This is a genomic window from Achromobacter sp. (assembly GCF_050285565.1).
In the GTDB taxonomy this organism is placed as follows: domain Bacteria; phylum Pseudomonadota; class Gammaproteobacteria; order Burkholderiales; family Burkholderiaceae_B; genus Achromobacter.
In genome coordinates, this window is sequence record NZ_JBLZXG010000008.1 from 134,466 (window position 1) to 150,254 (window position 15,789).

Annotated in this window: 16 protein-coding genes; 14 read left to right on the top strand and 2 right to left on the bottom strand. The window is 65.5% G+C overall.

Annotated features, from left to right (window positions below; genetic code table 11):
* Positions 1-141 precede the first annotated feature (141 nt).
* The 10 genes from ACN6O8_RS18155 to erpA all read left to right on the top strand — a co-directional run bounded on the left by ACN6O8_RS18155 (position 142) and on the right by erpA (position 8,472).
* Positions 142-1,296: an ABC transporter substrate-binding protein gene (locus tag ACN6O8_RS18155; RefSeq protein ID WP_427992394.1), complete on the top strand. Its 1,155-nt coding sequence runs from the start codon at positions 142-144 to the stop codon at positions 1,294-1,296.
* Positions 1,297-1,545: 249 nt separating this feature from the next.
* Positions 1,546-2,427 (top strand): branched-chain amino acid ABC transporter permease, encoded by an 882-nt coding sequence (locus tag ACN6O8_RS18160; protein ID WP_427992395.1) that lies wholly within the window; start codon positions 1,546-1,548, stop codon positions 2,425-2,427.
* Positions 2,428-2,429: 2 nt separating this feature from the next.
* Complete coding sequence (locus ACN6O8_RS18165; protein WP_006392787.1) at positions 2,430-3,296, top strand: branched-chain amino acid ABC transporter permease; 867 nt, start codon at positions 2,430-2,432, stop codon at positions 3,294-3,296.
* The gene (locus ACN6O8_RS18170) at positions 3,289-4,077 is read left to right on the top strand and encodes an ABC transporter ATP-binding protein (protein WP_427992396.1); all 789 of its coding nucleotides are present in this window, start codon (positions 3,289-3,291) and stop codon (positions 4,075-4,077) included. Before ACN6O8_RS18165 ends, ACN6O8_RS18170 begins: the two co-directional genes overlap by 8 nt.
* Positions 4,074-4,784 carry an ABC transporter ATP-binding protein gene (locus ACN6O8_RS18175; RefSeq protein ID WP_427992397.1) on the top strand — a complete coding sequence of 237 codons (711 nt, stop codon included), beginning with the start codon at positions 4,074-4,076 and terminating at the stop codon, positions 4,782-4,784. Before ACN6O8_RS18170 ends, ACN6O8_RS18175 begins: the two co-directional genes overlap by 4 nt.
* 371 nt (positions 4,785-5,155) lie before the next feature.
* Positions 5,156-5,584, top strand: coding sequence for a 50S ribosomal protein L13 (rplM, locus tag ACN6O8_RS18180; RefSeq protein ID WP_008163100.1), 429 nt, complete (start codon positions 5,156-5,158; stop codon positions 5,582-5,584).
* A gap of 9 nt (positions 5,585-5,593) precedes the next feature.
* Positions 5,594-5,986, top strand: a complete 393-nt coding sequence (rpsI, locus tag ACN6O8_RS18185) for a 30S ribosomal protein S9 (protein WP_006388641.1) — start codon at positions 5,594-5,596, stop codon at positions 5,984-5,986.
* 176 nt (positions 5,987-6,162) lie between these two features.
* Positions 6,163-7,227 (top strand): N-acetyl-gamma-glutamyl-phosphate reductase, encoded by a 1,065-nt coding sequence (argC, locus tag ACN6O8_RS18190; protein WP_427992398.1) that lies wholly within the window; start codon positions 6,163-6,165, stop codon positions 7,225-7,227.
* 40 nt (positions 7,228-7,267) lie between these two features.
* Positions 7,268-8,014 carry a DUF6776 family protein gene (locus ACN6O8_RS18195; protein WP_427992399.1) on the top strand — a complete coding sequence of 249 codons (747 nt, stop codon included), beginning with the start codon at positions 7,268-7,270 and terminating at the stop codon, positions 8,012-8,014.
* Positions 8,015-8,100: 86 nt separating this feature from the next.
* On the top strand, positions 8,101-8,472 hold the full coding sequence (erpA, locus tag ACN6O8_RS18200) for an iron-sulfur cluster insertion protein ErpA (protein ID WP_006388644.1): 372 nt from the start codon (positions 8,101-8,103) through the stop codon (positions 8,470-8,472).
* Positions 8,473-8,575: 103 nt separating this feature from the next.
* On the opposite strand, the gene ACN6O8_RS18205 is transcribed toward erpA, so the two are convergent.
* Both ACN6O8_RS18205 and ACN6O8_RS18210 read right to left on the bottom strand, forming a co-directional pair.
* Complete coding sequence (locus ACN6O8_RS18205; RefSeq protein WP_427992400.1) at positions 8,576-9,685, bottom strand: anhydro-N-acetylmuramic acid kinase; 1,110 nt, start codon at positions 9,683-9,685, stop codon at positions 8,576-8,578.
* Between the two features lie 77 nt (positions 9,686-9,762).
* The gene (locus ACN6O8_RS18210) at positions 9,763-11,172 is read right to left on the bottom strand and encodes a peptidoglycan DD-metalloendopeptidase family protein (protein ID WP_427992401.1); all 1,410 of its coding nucleotides are present in this window, start codon (positions 11,170-11,172) and stop codon (positions 9,763-9,765) included.
* Positions 11,173-11,429: 257 nt separating this feature from the next.
* On the opposite strand from ACN6O8_RS18210, the gene tyrS reads away from it, so the two are divergent.
* The 4 genes from tyrS (at position 11,430) to nrdR (ending at position 15,755) form a co-directional block, all read left to right on the top strand.
* Positions 11,430-12,659, top strand: a complete 1,230-nt coding sequence (gene tyrS, locus ACN6O8_RS18215) for a tyrosine--tRNA ligase (protein WP_427992402.1) — start codon at positions 11,430-11,432, stop codon at positions 12,657-12,659.
* Between the two features lie 72 nt (positions 12,660-12,731).
* Positions 12,732-13,388: a YbhB/YbcL family Raf kinase inhibitor-like protein gene (locus tag ACN6O8_RS18220; RefSeq protein ID WP_427992403.1), complete on the top strand. Its 657-nt coding sequence runs from the start codon at positions 12,732-12,734 to the stop codon at positions 13,386-13,388.
* A 424-nt stretch (positions 13,389-13,812) separates the two neighbouring features.
* Positions 13,813-15,063 carry a serine hydroxymethyltransferase gene (gene glyA / locus ACN6O8_RS18225; protein ID WP_427992404.1) on the top strand — a complete coding sequence of 417 codons (1,251 nt, stop codon included), beginning with the start codon at positions 13,813-13,815 and terminating at the stop codon, positions 15,061-15,063.
* Between the two features lie 212 nt (positions 15,064-15,275).
* A complete protein-coding gene (gene nrdR, locus ACN6O8_RS18230) occupies positions 15,276-15,755 on the top strand; it encodes a transcriptional regulator NrdR (RefSeq protein WP_427992405.1) in 480 nt (159 codons plus the stop codon).
* Positions 15,756-15,789 lie beyond the last annotated feature (34 nt).

A 15,789-nucleotide genomic window follows, 5' to 3' on the forward strand; every position in this document is an offset into this window, starting at 1 on the left:
TCGGCCTGATACAAAGGAGTAATATCCCGGGTCTTGACGCGCAAACGTGACGCCTTCACGCGCCATTGGACGTCAATCCGGCGGGAACATCCTGGCCTGGATAACCAACATTCCGAGACAGACTTTAAGGTGGTATCAACCATGCAATCCAAGACCAAGAAGCTGCTGGCCGCGCTCATCGCCGCCGGTATCGTCCCGGCTGCCCATGCGGCCGACCTCAAGCTGGGCGTGGCCGAGGCCCTGTCCGGCGGCGCCGCCCAGTACGGCGTGTCGATCCGCAACGGCTTCCAGTTGGCGGCCGACGAGATCAACGCCGCGGGCGGGATCAATGGCAACAAGATCGTGCTGGTGGTCGAGGACGAGCAAGGCAAGAAAGAAGAAGCGATCAACGTCTTCAAGAAACTGATCTTCAAGGACAACGTCCTGATGGTGTTCGGCCCGACGCTGTCGAACTCGGCCCAGGCCGCCGACCCGATCGCCCAGGCCGCCAAGACGGTCGCCTTCGGCACCTCCAACACCGCCGACGGCATCACCTCCATCGGCAACTACGTGTTCCGCAACTCGGTCACCGAAGCCGACGTGCTGCCCGCCACCATCTCCACCGTCAAGGCCAAGACCGGCCTGAAGAACGTGGCGGTGCTCTACGGCAACGACGACGTCTTCACCAAGAGCGGCTACGACAACTTCAAGAAGGCCCTGGAAGACCAGAAGATCCCGGTCACCACGACCGAAACGTTCGCCAAGGGCGACGTGGACTTCAAGGCCCAGCTGACCAAGATCAAGGGCACCAACCCCGACGCCATCGTGCTGTCCGCGCTGCTGGCCGAAGGCGCCCCGATCATGGTGCAGGCCCGCCAACTGGGCCTGAACGTGCCCGTCATCGGCGGCAACGGCATGAACTCGGTCAAGATCTTCGACCTGGCCCCCGGCGGCGCGTCGAACAACCTGTGGATCGGCAGCCCGTGGTCGATCGAGAACAAGGCCCCCGAGAACGTCAAGTTCATCGACGCCTACAAGGCCAAGTTCAATGGCGCGCCCGACCAGTTCGCCGCGCAGTCGTACGACGCCATGTATATCGTCGCCCAGGCCCTGAAGAACACCAAGATCACCGGTGAACTGGCCAAGGACCGCGCCGCCCTGCGCGACGCGCTGCCGTCGGTGCAATGGACCGGCGCCACCGGCGCCTTCAAGTTCCGCCAGGCCACCGACCGTGCCGGCAAACCCGCCGGCTACGACGCCGATCAGGCGCCGATCGTCAGCGTGACCAAAGACGGCAAGTACGTCATCGAGAAGTAAGCAGTCGGCATCCCCGCGCGGGGGGATGCGCCTTGCGGACGGCGGCTGGCCGCGGTCCGCAAGGCGCTTTTTATCGTAGGACTCCCCAGGAATAAAACGGCTCTCTCAGGGCGGCAGATCCACGCAATGCGCGGCGTGGAAGGCCTTACACAGGCCTGCCCCGGGTTTCGAAGCCGGGCCTGGCGAGCGGCAAGTCCACGCGGGGGGCGCGGCGTGGGGGCTCTTTTTTGATTTGGAATATGTCCCATCATGTTGGAACAACAATTCGTTAACGCCTTGTCGCTGGGCTGTGTGTACGCACTGTTCGCGCTGGGTTTCACGCTGGTATTCGGCGTGCTCGGGGTGATCAACCTCGCGCATGGCGCCGTCTTCATGGTGGGGGCCTATGCGGCGCTCTCCGTGGTGCAGCATTTCGGCCTGCCCCTGTGGGCGGCCCTGATGGTGGCATTTTTCGTCGCCGGTTTCACCGGGGTCATCATCGACTACCTGGTGCTCAAGCCGCTGCGCAAGCGCAATGCTCCCCACCTGATCCCCATGATCGCCACGATCGGCGTGGGCATCATCCTGAACAACGGCGCGCAAGGCATCTTCGGCGCCGGCAACCTGCGCTTCCCGCACGGCACCGTGCCCGAGGACGTCATCGAGATCGCCGGTCTGCACCTGACCGTGATCGAACTGGGCATCATCTTCCTGTCGTTCGCGCTGATGGCCCTGTTGATGTTCGTGATGCGCCGCACGCAGTTCGGCCGCGCCCTGCGCGCCATCGCCGAATCGCCCAAGGCCGCCTGGCTGCTGGGCATCAACGTCGAAAAGCTCTTCGTCACCACCTCGTTCGCCGCCGCCGCGTTGGGTGGGGTCGCGGGCGTGCTGATCGGCCTGTACTCGAACGCGCTGTTCCCGCTGATGGGCCAGCCGATGCTGCACAAGGGCATCGCGGTCATCATTCTGGGCGGCATGGGCGACATCCGTGGCGCCATGCTGGGCGGGCTGTTCCTGGGCTTCGCGGAAGTGCTGTCGGTGGCCTATATCGGCTCCACCATGCGCGACGCGGTGGCATTCGGCCTGCTGTTCCTGATCCTGCTGGTGCGCCCGCAAGGTCTGTTCGGCAAAGTGGTTCAACGCAAGGCTTGAGTATGAGCGGATTCGAAAACTTCTGGGCCATCTATGGCAACCTGGTGCTGACGCTCGGCACCAACGCCCTGCTGGCGCTCTCCATCTGGCTGACGCTTGCCTGCGGCATGCTGGCCATGGCCAATGCGGCCTTCATGGGCATCGGCGCCTACGCGGCGGCGTTGCTCACCATGAACTACGACGTCTCGTTCCCGGTGGCGCTGGCCGGCGGCATGGCGGCGCCGGCCCTGGTGGCGGCGCTGATCGGCCTGCCGACCTTGCGGCTGTCCGGGGTCTATCTGGCCATGGCCACGCTGGGCTTCGGCGAAGTGGTGCGGGTGACGGTGCTGAACACCGAGTCGATCACCGGCGGCGCGCTGGGCCTTAACGGCATTCCGCAACTGACGCAGTGGTGGCACGTGATCCTGGCGGTCGTCATCGTCCTGTTCGTGCTGTGGCGCGTGCGCGCCTCCAAGATCGGACGCGCCTTCGAGGCCATCCGCGGCGACGAGACCGCGGCCGGCCTGATGGGCATCGACGTGCGCGCTAACAAGATGCTGGCCTTCGTGGCGGGCGCCATGATCGCCGGCCTGGCCGGCGCCCTCAATGCGCACCTGACCTTCTTCATCGGCCCCAACGAATACGGCTTCGACCGTGGCGTTGAAATCCTGACGATGGCCATCCTGGGCGGTATCGGCGGCCTGGCCGGCCCCGTGCTGGGCAGCTTCATCATCACCGTGCTGCCCGAGATGCTGCGCGGCTTCGCGGATTTCCGCCTGGTCATCAACGGAGTGATCCTGGTGGTGATTGTGCTGTTCCTGCCGCAAGGCATCTGGGATCCGGCGCGCTTCAAGCGCTGGATGCGTCAAGGAGGCAAGCGCCATGCTTGAGCTGACCTCCGTTTCCAAGAGCTTCGGCGGCCTGCACGTGCTGCATGACGTCAGTCTGTCGGTGCCCGAAGGCGCGATCTTCGGCCTGATCGGCCCCAACGGCGCCGGCAAGACCACGGTGTTCAACCTGATCACCGGCCTGCTGCCGCCCAGCGGCGGCGGCATCACCTTCAATGGTGAAAGCCTGCTGCGCAGGAAGCCGCACGCCATCACCCGCATGGGCATCGCCCGCACCTTCCAGAACATCCGCCTCTTCAAGGAGATGACGCTGCTGGAAAACGTGGTGGTGGGCGCCTACCGCCACATGAACTACGGTTTCCCCAGCCTGCTGCTGGGCCTGCCGGGCTACCGCGAGCACGAGAAGCGCGCCCGCGAGCGCGCTCACGAGCTGCTGACGTGGATGCGCCTGGATCACAAGGCCAACGACCTGGCCGACAACCTGTCGTACGGCGAGCAGCGCCGGCTGGAGCTGGCGCGCGCGCTGGCCACCGAGCCCAAGCTGCTGCTGCTGGACGAGCCGGTGGCCGGCATGAACACCGGCGAGCGCGCCGAGCTGATGCGCGAGATCCTGGCGATCCGCGACCGCGGCTACACCATCCTCATGATCGAGCACGACATGCGTTTCGTGATGGGGCTGTGCGAACGCATCGCGGTGCTGAACTTCGGCAAGATCATCGCCTGCGGCGGACCTGAAGAGATCCGCAACAACGAGCAGGTCATCGAGGCCTACCTGGGCCGCGAGGACGACGACGACACCGAAAACGCGGAGGCCGCACAATGAGCGCAATGCTGGAAGTCCGCGGGCTCGAGGTCAACTATGGCCACATCGAAGCCGTCCGCGGCATCGACCTGGACCTGCAAGCCAAGGAAATCACCGCCCTGGTCGGCGCCAATGGCGCCGGCAAGTCGACCACGCTGCTGGCGCTGTCGGGCCTGCTGCCCAAGGCGCGCGGCAAGATCCTGTTCGAAGGCGAGGACGTCACCAACCTGGCGCCGCACCAGTTGGTGGCCCGCGGCATCGTCCAGGTGCCGGAAGGCCGGGCCATCCTCACCACCATGACGGTGCTGGAGAACCTCGAGCTGGGCGCCTACCGCCGCGGCCTCAAGAACATCGACTCGGACCTGGAATACGTTTTCAACCTGTTCCCGCGCCTGAAAGAGCGGATTACCGGCATCGCCGGCAACCTCTCCGGCGGCGAGCAGCAGATGCTGGCGATCGGCCGCGCCCTGATGGCCAAGCCGCGCTTGCTGCTGCTGGACGAACCGTCGATGGGCCTGGCGCCGATCGTGGTGCAGGAGATCTTCCGCTCGCTGCGCGCGATCAACGCCGACGGCCTGACCCTGTTCCTGGTGGAGCAGAACGTGCGCCAGGCGCTCAAGATCGCCCAGCACGGCTACGTGTTGGAGAACGGCGCCATGGCGCTGGCGGGTACCGGTCGCGGGCTGCTGGGCCATCCGCGGGTGCTGGAAGCCTACCTGGGCGCGTGATCCGCGCCGCGGAGCGGGGAAGGGGCGCCGGAGCGCGCTGGCGGGGTTTCCAGCGGCGCGCACTTGTGTCCCCTTTAAAAATGCGACAGTCGTTCCCCTGGGGGACGGCTGTCCATCCACCTGGATTCGACAGCGGCTGCCCATTTTTTGAGCATCCGTGGTAGAATTTCAGGCTTTCCCTCATTTTGACCATTGCACGGGCGGGTAATAACGCTTAGGCGGGACGTCGATAGGGACAAAGGATCGGCTCAAACCCGGCGGATTGGCTAAAGGCCATCGGCTGGAAAGATGCCGGCTCCATTGTCTAGTTGAGGGAAAAAGCCTGGCTGGATCGTCCAGTCAGAGACCATTTTTCATATCTAGGAACCATCATGAAGACCTTTGTGGCCAAGCCGCATGAAGTCCAACGTGACTGGTTTGTGATCGACGCCAAGGGCAAAGTCCTCGGTCGTGTGGCCAGCGAAGTCGCACGTCGTCTGCGTGGCAAGCACAAACCTGAATTCACGCCTCACGTTGATACCGGTGACTACATCGTCATCATCAACGCGTCCGATATCGTTGTTACCGGCGCCAAGGCGAAAGACAAGAAGTACTTCCGCCACACGACGTACCCGGGCGGTATCCGTGAAACGAACTTCGAGAAAATGCAAGAGCGTTTTCCCGGCCGTGCCATTCAGAAGGCCGTCAAGGGCATGCTGCCCAAGGGTCCTCTGGGCTACGCCATGATCAAGAAGCTGAAGGTCTATGCCGGTGCCGAGCACCCGCACACCGCCCAGCAGCCCAAGACGCTGGATATCTAAGGAAACGCCATGATCGGTAACTGGAATTACGGAACCGGCCGTCGCAAAACTTCGGTGGCTCGCGTTTTCATCAAGAAGGGCACGGGTAAGATCGTCGTCAACGGCAAGCCCGTCGACGAGTTCTTCGCCCGCGAAACCGGCCGCATGGTCGTGCGCCAGCCGCTGGAACTGACCGGCCACCTGGAATCGTTCGACATCAAGGTCAACGTGCACGGCGGCGGTGAAACCGGCCAGGCCGGCGCAGTCCGTCACGGCATCACGCGTGCCCTGATCGACTACGACGCGACCCTGAAGCCCGCGCTGTCGCAAGCGGGTTTCGTGACCCGCGATGCCCGCGAAGTCGAACGCAAGAAGGTCGGCTTCCGCAAGGCGCGCCGTCGCAAGCAGTTCAGCAAGCGTTAATCGCTGCGAAAAAAGCCCGCCTCGTGCGGGCTTTTTTTACATCCCGGGGCCCTGGCCCCGCCCAAGGCCCGCGCAACTCCGCGGGCTTCGTCCGGTCGGACTCCGGTCGCCGCGCGGCGGCAAGGCCGGTTGTCCGAGCGATACAATCGAGCCTCGTTCTCCGAAGAGCACACATCATGGCCCAAGCATCGAACACCCGTATCAAGGTTGGTATCGTCGGCGGCACCGGTTATACCGGCGTCGAACTGCTGCGCTTGCTGTCGCAGCATCCCCATGTGGAATTGACCGCCATCACGTCCCGCAAGGAAGACGGGCTGCCGGTGGCCGACATGTACCCGAACCTGCGCGGCCGCGTACGGATCGCCTTTTCCGCGCCGGAAAAGGCCACGCTGACCGACTGCGACGTGGTGTTCTTCGCCACCCCCCATGGCGTGGCCATGGCCCAGGCCCAGGAACTGATCGCCGCCGGCACCAAGGTCATCGACCTGGCCGCGGACTTCCGCCTGCAGGATGTGCCCACCTTCGAGCGCTGGTACAAGATTCCCCATACCTGCCCGGATATCCTGGCTGAATCCCAGTATGGCCTGGTCGAGCTGAACCGCGAAGCCATCGCCAAGGCGCGCGTCATCGGCAACCCGGGCTGCTACCCGACCACCGTGTTGCTGGGGCTGGCCCCGCTGCTCGAGGGCGGCAAGCAACTGGTCGATGCGCAGACCCTGATCGCCGACTGCAAGTCGGGCGTCTCGGGCGCCGGCCGCAAGGCCGAAGTCGGCTCGCTGTTCTCCGAAGCTTCGGACAATTTCAAGGCCTACGGCGTGGCCGGTCACCGCCATCATCCGGAAATCGTCGCCCAGCTTGAAAAGATCGCCGGCGGCAAGGTGGGCCTGACCTTCGTGCCGCACCTGGTGCCCATGATCCGCGGCATGTATTCGACGCTCTACGCCCGCATCAAGCCCGAGGCGCGCGACACCGACTTCCAGGCCCTGTTCGAGCAGCGCTACGCCGACGAGCCGTTCGTCGACGTCATGCCCGCCGGCAGCCTGCCCGAGACACGTTCGGTGCGCGCTTCCAACAACCTGCGCATCGCGCTGGCGCGTCCGGGCGGCGGCGATCAGCTCATCATCATGGTGGTGCAAGACAACCTGGTGAAGGGCGCGGCCGGTCAGGCCGTGCAGAACATGAACCTGATGTTTGGTTTCGCCGAGACCGTCGGCCTGGACCAGGTCGCGATCCTGCCCTGATGCCGCGCCGGGCCGGCGGCTTGCCGCCGGCCTGCTTCCCATGCCCAACGATTCTTCCGCGCCGCTCCGTCCCGCCCGCGCCGGCATCGGCCTGCGGGTCGCCGGCGGCGTGCTGGCTGGCGTGCTGGCCGGTGCCGCGGCCGGCTACTACTACGCGCGCGGTGTCTACCAGCCGGTGGACGCGGTGGTGCTCAGCGCCGCGCAGGTCGAGACGCGCGACGAAGCCATGCGCCAGCAGGCGGTGCAGTTGCGCTATCTGCGCGGCCAGCTCGATACCGCCGATGGCGAACTGGTGATCGAGCGTTCGGCGCGCCAGGAGCTCGAGACCCAACTGCACGCTGCCCAGGCCGAGATCGGCCGGGTGCGCGACCAGTTGGCGTTCTACGAACAGTTGCTGCCGCCGGGCCCGGAGGGCACCGTGGATATCCGCGGCGCCCAGATCGATCGGGAAGGCGGCGGCCTGCGCTACAAGGTGCTGCTGATGCGCAGCGGCCGCAACGGCGCCGCCCCGTTCGCCGGCACCCTGCGGTTCCAGGCCACCGGCACGCTCAAGGGCGAAACCGTCACCGTCGACCTGGCGCCGATGCAGGTCAAGGCCGAAAGCGGCCCGCTGCCCGCCAGCGGCGAAACCACCACGGCGGCGTCGCTGGCCCTGCAATTCGACCAGTACCAGCGCAGCCAGGGCGTCTTGGCGCTGCCCGAGGGATTTGTCCCCGAAAGCGTGACCATCAGCGTCCTGGAGGGCGATGTGGTCCGCGCCTCCCGCAGTGTCAAGCTCGAACTTTGAGTCCGGGCGGCGCCTGCGCTATAGTGACTACATGCGAGTGGCGTAGCCGCTCATCGGAATACGGCCCCAGCGGCCAGGAGTGAATCATGAATGCAGTGACCGAAACCGTCGACCTGCAGGCCGCCCCGCCTGCTCCCCTGGTGTTCACCGACTCGGCGGCCGCCAAGGTCAAGGATCTGCTGGCCGAGGAAGGCAACCCCGAACTGAAGCTGCGCGTGTTCGTGCAGGGCGGCGGCTGTTCGGGTTTCCAGTACGGTTTCACGTTCGATGAAGTCGTCAACGAAGACGACACCGTGCTGGACAAGGCCGGCGTGCAACTGCTGGTCGACCCCATGAGCTTCCAGTACCTGGTCGGCGCAGAGATCGACTACAAGGAAGACCTGGAAGGCGCCCAATTCGTCATCCGCAATCCCAACGCCAGCACCACCTGCGGCTGCGGTTCGTCGTTCTCGGTGTGAGCCGGTAGCGGCGTTGCGCCGCGATGGCGGCGGGGCACGCCCGCTTGGCCAACAAAAAAGCCCTTCGGTTTTCCGAGGGGCTTTTTGCTGGGCGCGCGATGCGTCAGGCGGGGTACAGCGCGCCCAGGATGCGCGGACCGCGTGCGCCAGTGACGCTGGGCAGGCCGGCCGGCTGGCGCGCCAGGAAGGCCTGCGCCAGCCAAGCGAAGGCCAGTGCCTCCACCTGTTGCGCCGGCACCCCTAGCGCGTCGGTGGCATGCACCGGGCGCTGCAGGCAGTATGCCAACTCACGCATCAGCCCCGGGTTGTGCGCGCCGCCGCCGCACACATAGAGTTCGCGAACATCCGCGCCGGCGGCGTCGATGGCGTTGGCGACGGTGCGGGCTGTCAGGCGTTGCAACGTGGCCTGCACGTCCTGCGGCGCCGGCCTGGGGCCATCGTAAGCGGCCAACCGGTCGTCCAGCCAGCGCATGTTGAACAGGTCGCGGCCGGTCGATTTGGGCGGCGGCAGCGCGAACCACGGTTCGCTCGCGATCAATTGCTCCAGCAGCGGCGCCAGCACCTGGCCGCTGGCGGCCCAGCGGCCGTCGGCGTCATAGGACTGGCCCAGGTGCCGCTGGCACCAGCCATCCAGGAAGACATTGGCCGGACCCGTGTCGAAGCCGCGCGGCGGCTGGCCCGGCGCCAGCAGCGTGACGTTGGCGATGCCGCCCAGGTTGAGCACCGCGCGGCCTTGCGGGGCGCCGAACACGGCCGCGTGGAAGGGCGGCACCAGCGGCGCGCCCTGGCCGCCAGCGGCCACGTCGCGGCTGCGGAAATCCGCCACCACGTCGATGCCGGTCAGCTCGGCCAGCAGGGCGGGCGCGTTCAACTGCACGGTGTAGCCGCTGTCGGGGCGGTGCCGCACGGTCTGGCCGTGGGCGCCGATGGCGGCGATATCCTGCGTGCGCAGGTCGGTCTCGGCCAATAGCCCGGTCACCACCCGCGCATACAGGCGCGCCAGTTCGTTGGCGGCCTGCGCGGCGCGGGCCAGCTCGTCGGCGCCGGCCAGGTTCAGCGCCAGGAATTCGGCGCGCAGCGCGGCCGGCATCGGCAGGCTGGCGCTGGCCAGCACCCGCGGCGGCTGGCCGTCGCGCAGGCGCGCCAGGACGCCGTCGACACCGTCCACGCTGGTGCCGGACATCAAGCCGATGAAGTGCTGGGGAGGGGTCATGGCTGGGGCCACCTGGAAAAAAAACGGCCCGGCATCGAGATGCGCGGGCCGCTTTGCGGGTGCGTCATGCGGATCCGTCAGCGGCTGGCCACGTTGGTCAGCGCGTCGGGCAGGGTCTGCTGGAATTCGGTCAGCAACTGGATCTGCTGCTTGTACGGCGCCACGGCCTGGTTGAAGGCGCGGATTTCGGCCGGTTCCAGGGTGCGCGCGACCGGCAGGTCGACCGACAACGGGTCGATCGGCTGGTTGTCGACGCGGAACTCATAGTGCAGGTGCGGACCGGTGGCCCAGCCGGTGGCGCCGACGTAGCCGATCAACTGCCCTTGCGAGATCTTGCTGCCCTTGGTGATGCCTTCGGCGATGCGGCTCTGGTGGGCGTACAGCGTCGAGTACTTGCCATGGTGCTTGACGATGACGACGTTGCCGTAGCCGTTCTGCCAGCCGGCGAATTCCACCGTGCCGTCGGCCGTGGCGTGGATCGGCGTGCCCGAGGGCGCGGCATAGTCCACGCCCTTGTGGCCGGTCCAGGTCTTGTGGATCGGATGCATGCGCATGCCGAAGGTGGAGCTGATGCGGCTGAACTTCAGGGCGGTGCGCAGGAACGCGCCGCGCAGGCTGGTGCCGTCGAAGTCGTAGTACGAGCCGGTCTTGTTGTCGGGGCTGAACCAGACGGCCGAGTAGGTCTTGCCGCCGTTGATGAATTCCAGGGCCAGCACGCGGCCGGCGCCGGCGTAGCGGCCGTCGTGCGAGCGCACTTCGTAGACCACGCGGAACTGGTCGCCCTGGCGCAGGTCGCGCAGGAAGTCGATCTTGGCGCTGAGGATGTCGGCCATCTGCATGGTGACCGAATCGGGGATGCCGGCGGCATCGGTGGCGCCGAACAACGAGGAGCGGATCGTGCCCACGGCGACGCGGGTCTGGCGATCGGTGCTTTCGGTGATTTCCTCGGCCTTGTAGCCGTTGTCGGTGCGCGCCACGTGCAGCATGCGGGTGACGACCTGGCCGTCGGCCTCGTTGCCCGGGGTGTGGATGTAGCGCAGCCAGATCAGGTTGCCTTCGGCGTCGGTCGCGGCCTGCACCGAACGACCCGGGTACAGCTTGTAGATGCTGCGCGCGCTGGCGTCGTGGGTCAGGAAGGTCTGCAGGTCCGGCGAATCCAGATCCAGGCGCTGCAGCACGGCGGCCAGCGTGTCGCCCGCGCGGATGCGGGTTTCGCTGATGTAGGGCGCGGCGCTGGGCGTGCTGACTTCGACCTGTTCGGTGGTCAGCGGCAGGATGCTCTGGATGACGCGGGTGGGGGGGATTTCGCTGCGGTCCGGTTGCTGCACCATGCCCAAGGCGGCGGCGCCGGCGAACAGACCGATGGCGGTGACGAGGAGAGTGCGGCGGAAAAGTCCCGCGCGGTGGGGCTTGGGTTCGACGGGCGCAAACACGGCAGCAACTTTGCGCTTGATGCTACTCGCCAGGTCGTGGAGGCCACGATTCATCGTGAAGATACCCTCTCAGGTGGCATGAGCTCGCAGGGTGCGTGACACGAACGGCCCCCGCGCGCCACGTTTTCCGGGGCAAGGGCTGGCGCGGGGCGCAACTTGTGAACAACGGGTGGTAACCGGAGGCGCAACTGCGTATATATGACAGTTGCGTATGATTAGGGCGGTATCCTAGCTGATTCGGCTAGAATTTTCGATAGTTTTCGTCACTTTTTACACCTTTTATCGGCTGAAGCCGTCCTGGCCCCCCATACATGTCACCCTCAGAAGCCCCCATCACCCCCGAAGTCGAAGCCGATCTGCGTATTGCCAAGCGCGGATGCGATGAGCTGCTGGTCGAGTCCGAATTCGCCCGCAAGCTGGCCCGTAGCCGCGCCACCGGCGTGCCGCTGCGGATCAAGCTGGGGCTGGATCCGACCGCGCCGGACATCCACCTGGGCCACACGGTGGTGCTCAACAAGATGCGCCAGTTGCAGGACCTGGGCCACGAGGTCATTTTCCTGATCGGCGACTTCACCTCGACCATCGGCGATCCCAGCGGCCGCAACAGCACCCGTCCGCCGCTGACGCGCGAACAGATCGAGGCCAACGCCAAGACCTACTATGCGCAGGCCAGCCTGGTGCTGGATCCGGCTCGCACCGAGATCCGTTACAACTCCGAGTGGTGCGACCCGCTGGGCGCGCGCGGCATGATCCAGCTGGCCTCGCGCTATACCGTGGCGCGCATGATGGAACGCGAGGATTTCACCAAGCGCTTCAAGGGCGGCATCCCGATCTCGGTGCATGAATTCCTGTATCCGCTGATGCAGGGTTACGACTCGGTGGCGCTGAAGTCCGATCTGGAGCTGGGGGGCACCGATCAGAAGTTCAACCTGCTGGTGGGCCGCGAGCTGCAGAAGGAATATGGCCAGGAGCCGCAGTGCATTCTGACGATGCCGCTGCTGGTCGGCACCGACGGCGTCGAGAAGATGTCCAAGTCCAAGGGCAACTACATCGGCATTTCGGAGTCGCCCGATTCGATGTTCGGCAAGCTGATGTCGATTTCCGACACGCTCATGTGGCGCTACTTCGAGCTGCTGTCGTTCCGCTCGCTCGAAGACATCGCGGCGCTGCGCCAGGAGATCGATGGCGGCCGCAATCCGCGCGATGCCAAGGTCATGCTGGCGCAGGAAATCATCACCCGTTTCCACTCGGCCAAGGCGGCCGATGAGGCGCTGGCCGCGTTCGAGGCGCGCTTTCGCGACGGCGCGATCCCCGAGGACATGCCCGAGGTCAGCATCGGCGGCGCGCCGGTCGGCATCCTTAAGCTGCTGCGCGAGGCCGGGCTGGTGGCCTCGGGTTCGGAGGCCCAGCGCAACGTCGAGCAAGGCGGGGTGCGGGTCAATGGCGACCGGGTGGAAGACAAATCGTTGCAACTGCCGGCGGGCACTTACGTGGTCCAGGTGGGCAAGCGCAAGTTCGCCCGTGTTAAGTTGAACCCATAATCGCGAAGATTTTGATACGCTGGAGGGACGTTCAAGGCTGGGATGCCTTCGCAGCACTTCAAGGAGCACGACATGAAACTTTCGAGTTTGTCTTTTTCCGATCACGAGTCGATTCCGGAGCGCTACGCCTTCGGCAAGATCGATGCGCAATCGCACGTCGCGCTGGCTGACAACTACAACCCGCAGTTTTCCTGGGACGACGTTCCCGCGGGTACGCAGTCGTTCGCCTTGATCTGCCACGACCCGGACGTTCCCTCCAAGCCCGACGACGTCAACCAGGAAGGCCGCGAGGTGCCGGCCGACCTGCCGCGCGTGGATTTCTTCCACTGGGTGCTGGTCGACCTGGCGGCCGACATGCGCGAAATCGAGGAAGGCACCTTTTCCAGCGGCATCACGCCGCGCGGCAAGGGCGGGCCGCTGGCGCCGCTGGATGCCCGCCAGGGCATCAACTCGTACTCGTCCTGGTTCGCCAACGATCACGACATGAGCGGCGACTACTTCGGTTACGACGGCCCGTGCCCGCCCTGGAACGACGCGCGGGTGCATCGCTACGTGTTCACCTTGTACGCGCTGGACGTGCATTCGCTGAACCTGCAAGGCGCGTTCACCGGCGAGGACGCCTTGCGCGCCATCCAGAAGCACGTGCTGGCGCAGGCGTCGCTGACCGGCACCTACACGCTCAACCCGAGACTGGCGCCCAAGCAGATCGGGGCGACCTCGGCGTCCTGATCGGTCGCCGCGAACAAAAAAGGTCGCATTCGTGAACTGACCCCCGAAGATTGGATCTACGTCCAACTTTCGGGGGTCAGTTCATTGCTGCGCCCTTTTTTTCATGCCCGGCAGAGGCGCCGGAAGCGCCGTTGCGCATGGCCAGGATGCTGGCCGGGCCGGGGGGACGACGCTGACGGCGGCGACCAGGGGGTAGGCGACCAAAATCTGGGTTTGCATGAAAGTTTCTCAAGTCGGGTTGAGCGCGCTTTCCGGCGTTCGAGGAATACCCGAAATTTCGCGCCCTTGGCGGGAATTTTGCCGCCATTCGGGGCATTTTGGCGACAGGGGAAACGGCGCGACGCGGTAAACTATTCGTCATTATCCGGGTTTACCCACCCGGGCGCAGTTTCCCCCTCTCTTACCGCCTCAGGAACCCCCCGTCATGTTTGACCGCAACCTCACCCTCTCCAAGGCTGACCCGGACGTCTGGGCCGCCATCCAGAAGGAAGACGTTCGCCAGGAGCAGCACATCGAGTTGATCGCTTCGGAGAACTACGCCAGCCCGGCCGTCATGGAAGCCCAGGGCACGCAGCTCACGAACAAGTACGCCGAAGGCTACCCGGGCAAGCGCTACTACGGCGGTTGCGAATACGTCGACGTGGTCGAGCAACTGGCCATCGACCGCCTGAAGCAGATCTTCGGCGCCGAAGCCGCCAACGTGCAGCCGAATTCGGGCTCGCAGGCCAACCAGGGCGTGTACATGGCCGTCCTGAAGCCGGGCGACACCGTGCTCGGCATGAGCCTGGCCGAAGGCGGCCACCTGACGCACGGCGCGTCGGTCAACGCCTCGGGCAAGCTGTACAACTTCATCTCCTATGGCCTGGACGAAAACGAAGTCCTGAACTACGACCAGGTCGAGCAGCTGGCCAAGGAACACAAGCCCAAGCTGATCGTGGCTGGCGCGTCGGCCTACGCCCTGCACATCGATTTCGAACGCATGGCCCGCATCGCCCGTGAAAACGGCGCGCTGTTCATGGTCGACATCGCCCACTACGCCGGCCTGGTTGCCGGCGGCGCCTACCCCAACCCGGTCCCGCACGCCGACTTCGTCACCTCGACCACGCACAAGTCGCTGCGCGGCCCGCGCGGCGGCGTCATCATGATGAAGGCCGAATTCGAGAAGGCCATCAACTCGGCCATCTTCCCCGGCATCCAGGGCGGTCCGCTGATGCACGTCATCGCCGGCAAGGCGGTGGCCTTCAAGGAAGCGCTGGAACCCGAATTCAAGACCTACGCGCAGCAAGTGGTCAAGAACGCCAAGGTGCTGGCCGACACGCTGGTCAAGCGTGGCCTGCGTATCGTCTCGGGCCGCACCGAAAGCCACGTCATGCTGGTCGACCTGCGTGCCAAGGGCATCACGGGCAAGGAAGCCGAAGCCGTGCTGGGCCAGGCCCACATCACGGTCAACAAGAACGCCATCCCCAACGATCCGGAAAAGCCCTTCGTGACCAGCGGCATCCGCCTGGGCACCCCGGCCATGACCACGCGCGGCTTCACCGAAGCCGAAGCCGAGCTGACCGCCAACCTGATCGCCGACGTGCTGGACAACCCGCGCGACGAGGCCAACATCGCCGCCGTGCGCGCCAAGGTCAACGAACTGACCTCGCGCCTGCCGGTGTACGGCCGCAAGTGATATCGCAACGGCGCCGCATCCGCGCCGCCCGCGCTTGAAAGGACGGCCCCGCAAGGGGCCGTCCTTTTGTTTTAGGGCGCGAAGGCGCTTGCGCGTCCCCGGCCGTCGTGGCAAAAATATCGGGGACGAATTTGTCATGATTGACGCGGATCGACCGCCGCCTCGTTACAATATCGGCGAATTATTGCTTTCCGTGTTTTCAGGGATCACACATGCGGTGTCCATTTTGCGGCAACTCCGAAACGCAGGTCGTCGACAGCCGTGTCTCGGAAGAGGGCGATGCCATCCGTCGCCGGCGCCGCTGCCAGTCCTGCGACAAGCGCTTCACCACGTACGAGCGGGTGGAGCTGGCGATGCCGTCCGTGGTCAAGCGCAACGGCAGCCGTAGCGACTACGATCCGGCCAAACTGCGCGCCAGCCTGAGCCTGGCGCTGCGCAAGCGCCCGGTCAGCACCGAGGAGGTGGATGGCGCCGTGGCCCGCATCGAGGAGCAATTGCTGGCCAGCGGCCTGCGCGAAGTGGCCTCCGGCCATATCGGCGAACTGGTCATGACCGAGCTGCGCAAGCTCGACAAGGTGGCCTACGTGCGCTTCGCCTCGGTCTACAAGAGCTTCGAGGACATCGGCGAATTCGTCGAGGCGATCCGCGAGATGCAGGGGCCGGTGCTGCCCGCCAAGCTGCGCAAGGAATGACGCCGCCGCGTGGCGCGATGCGGGCCGCCGGGTG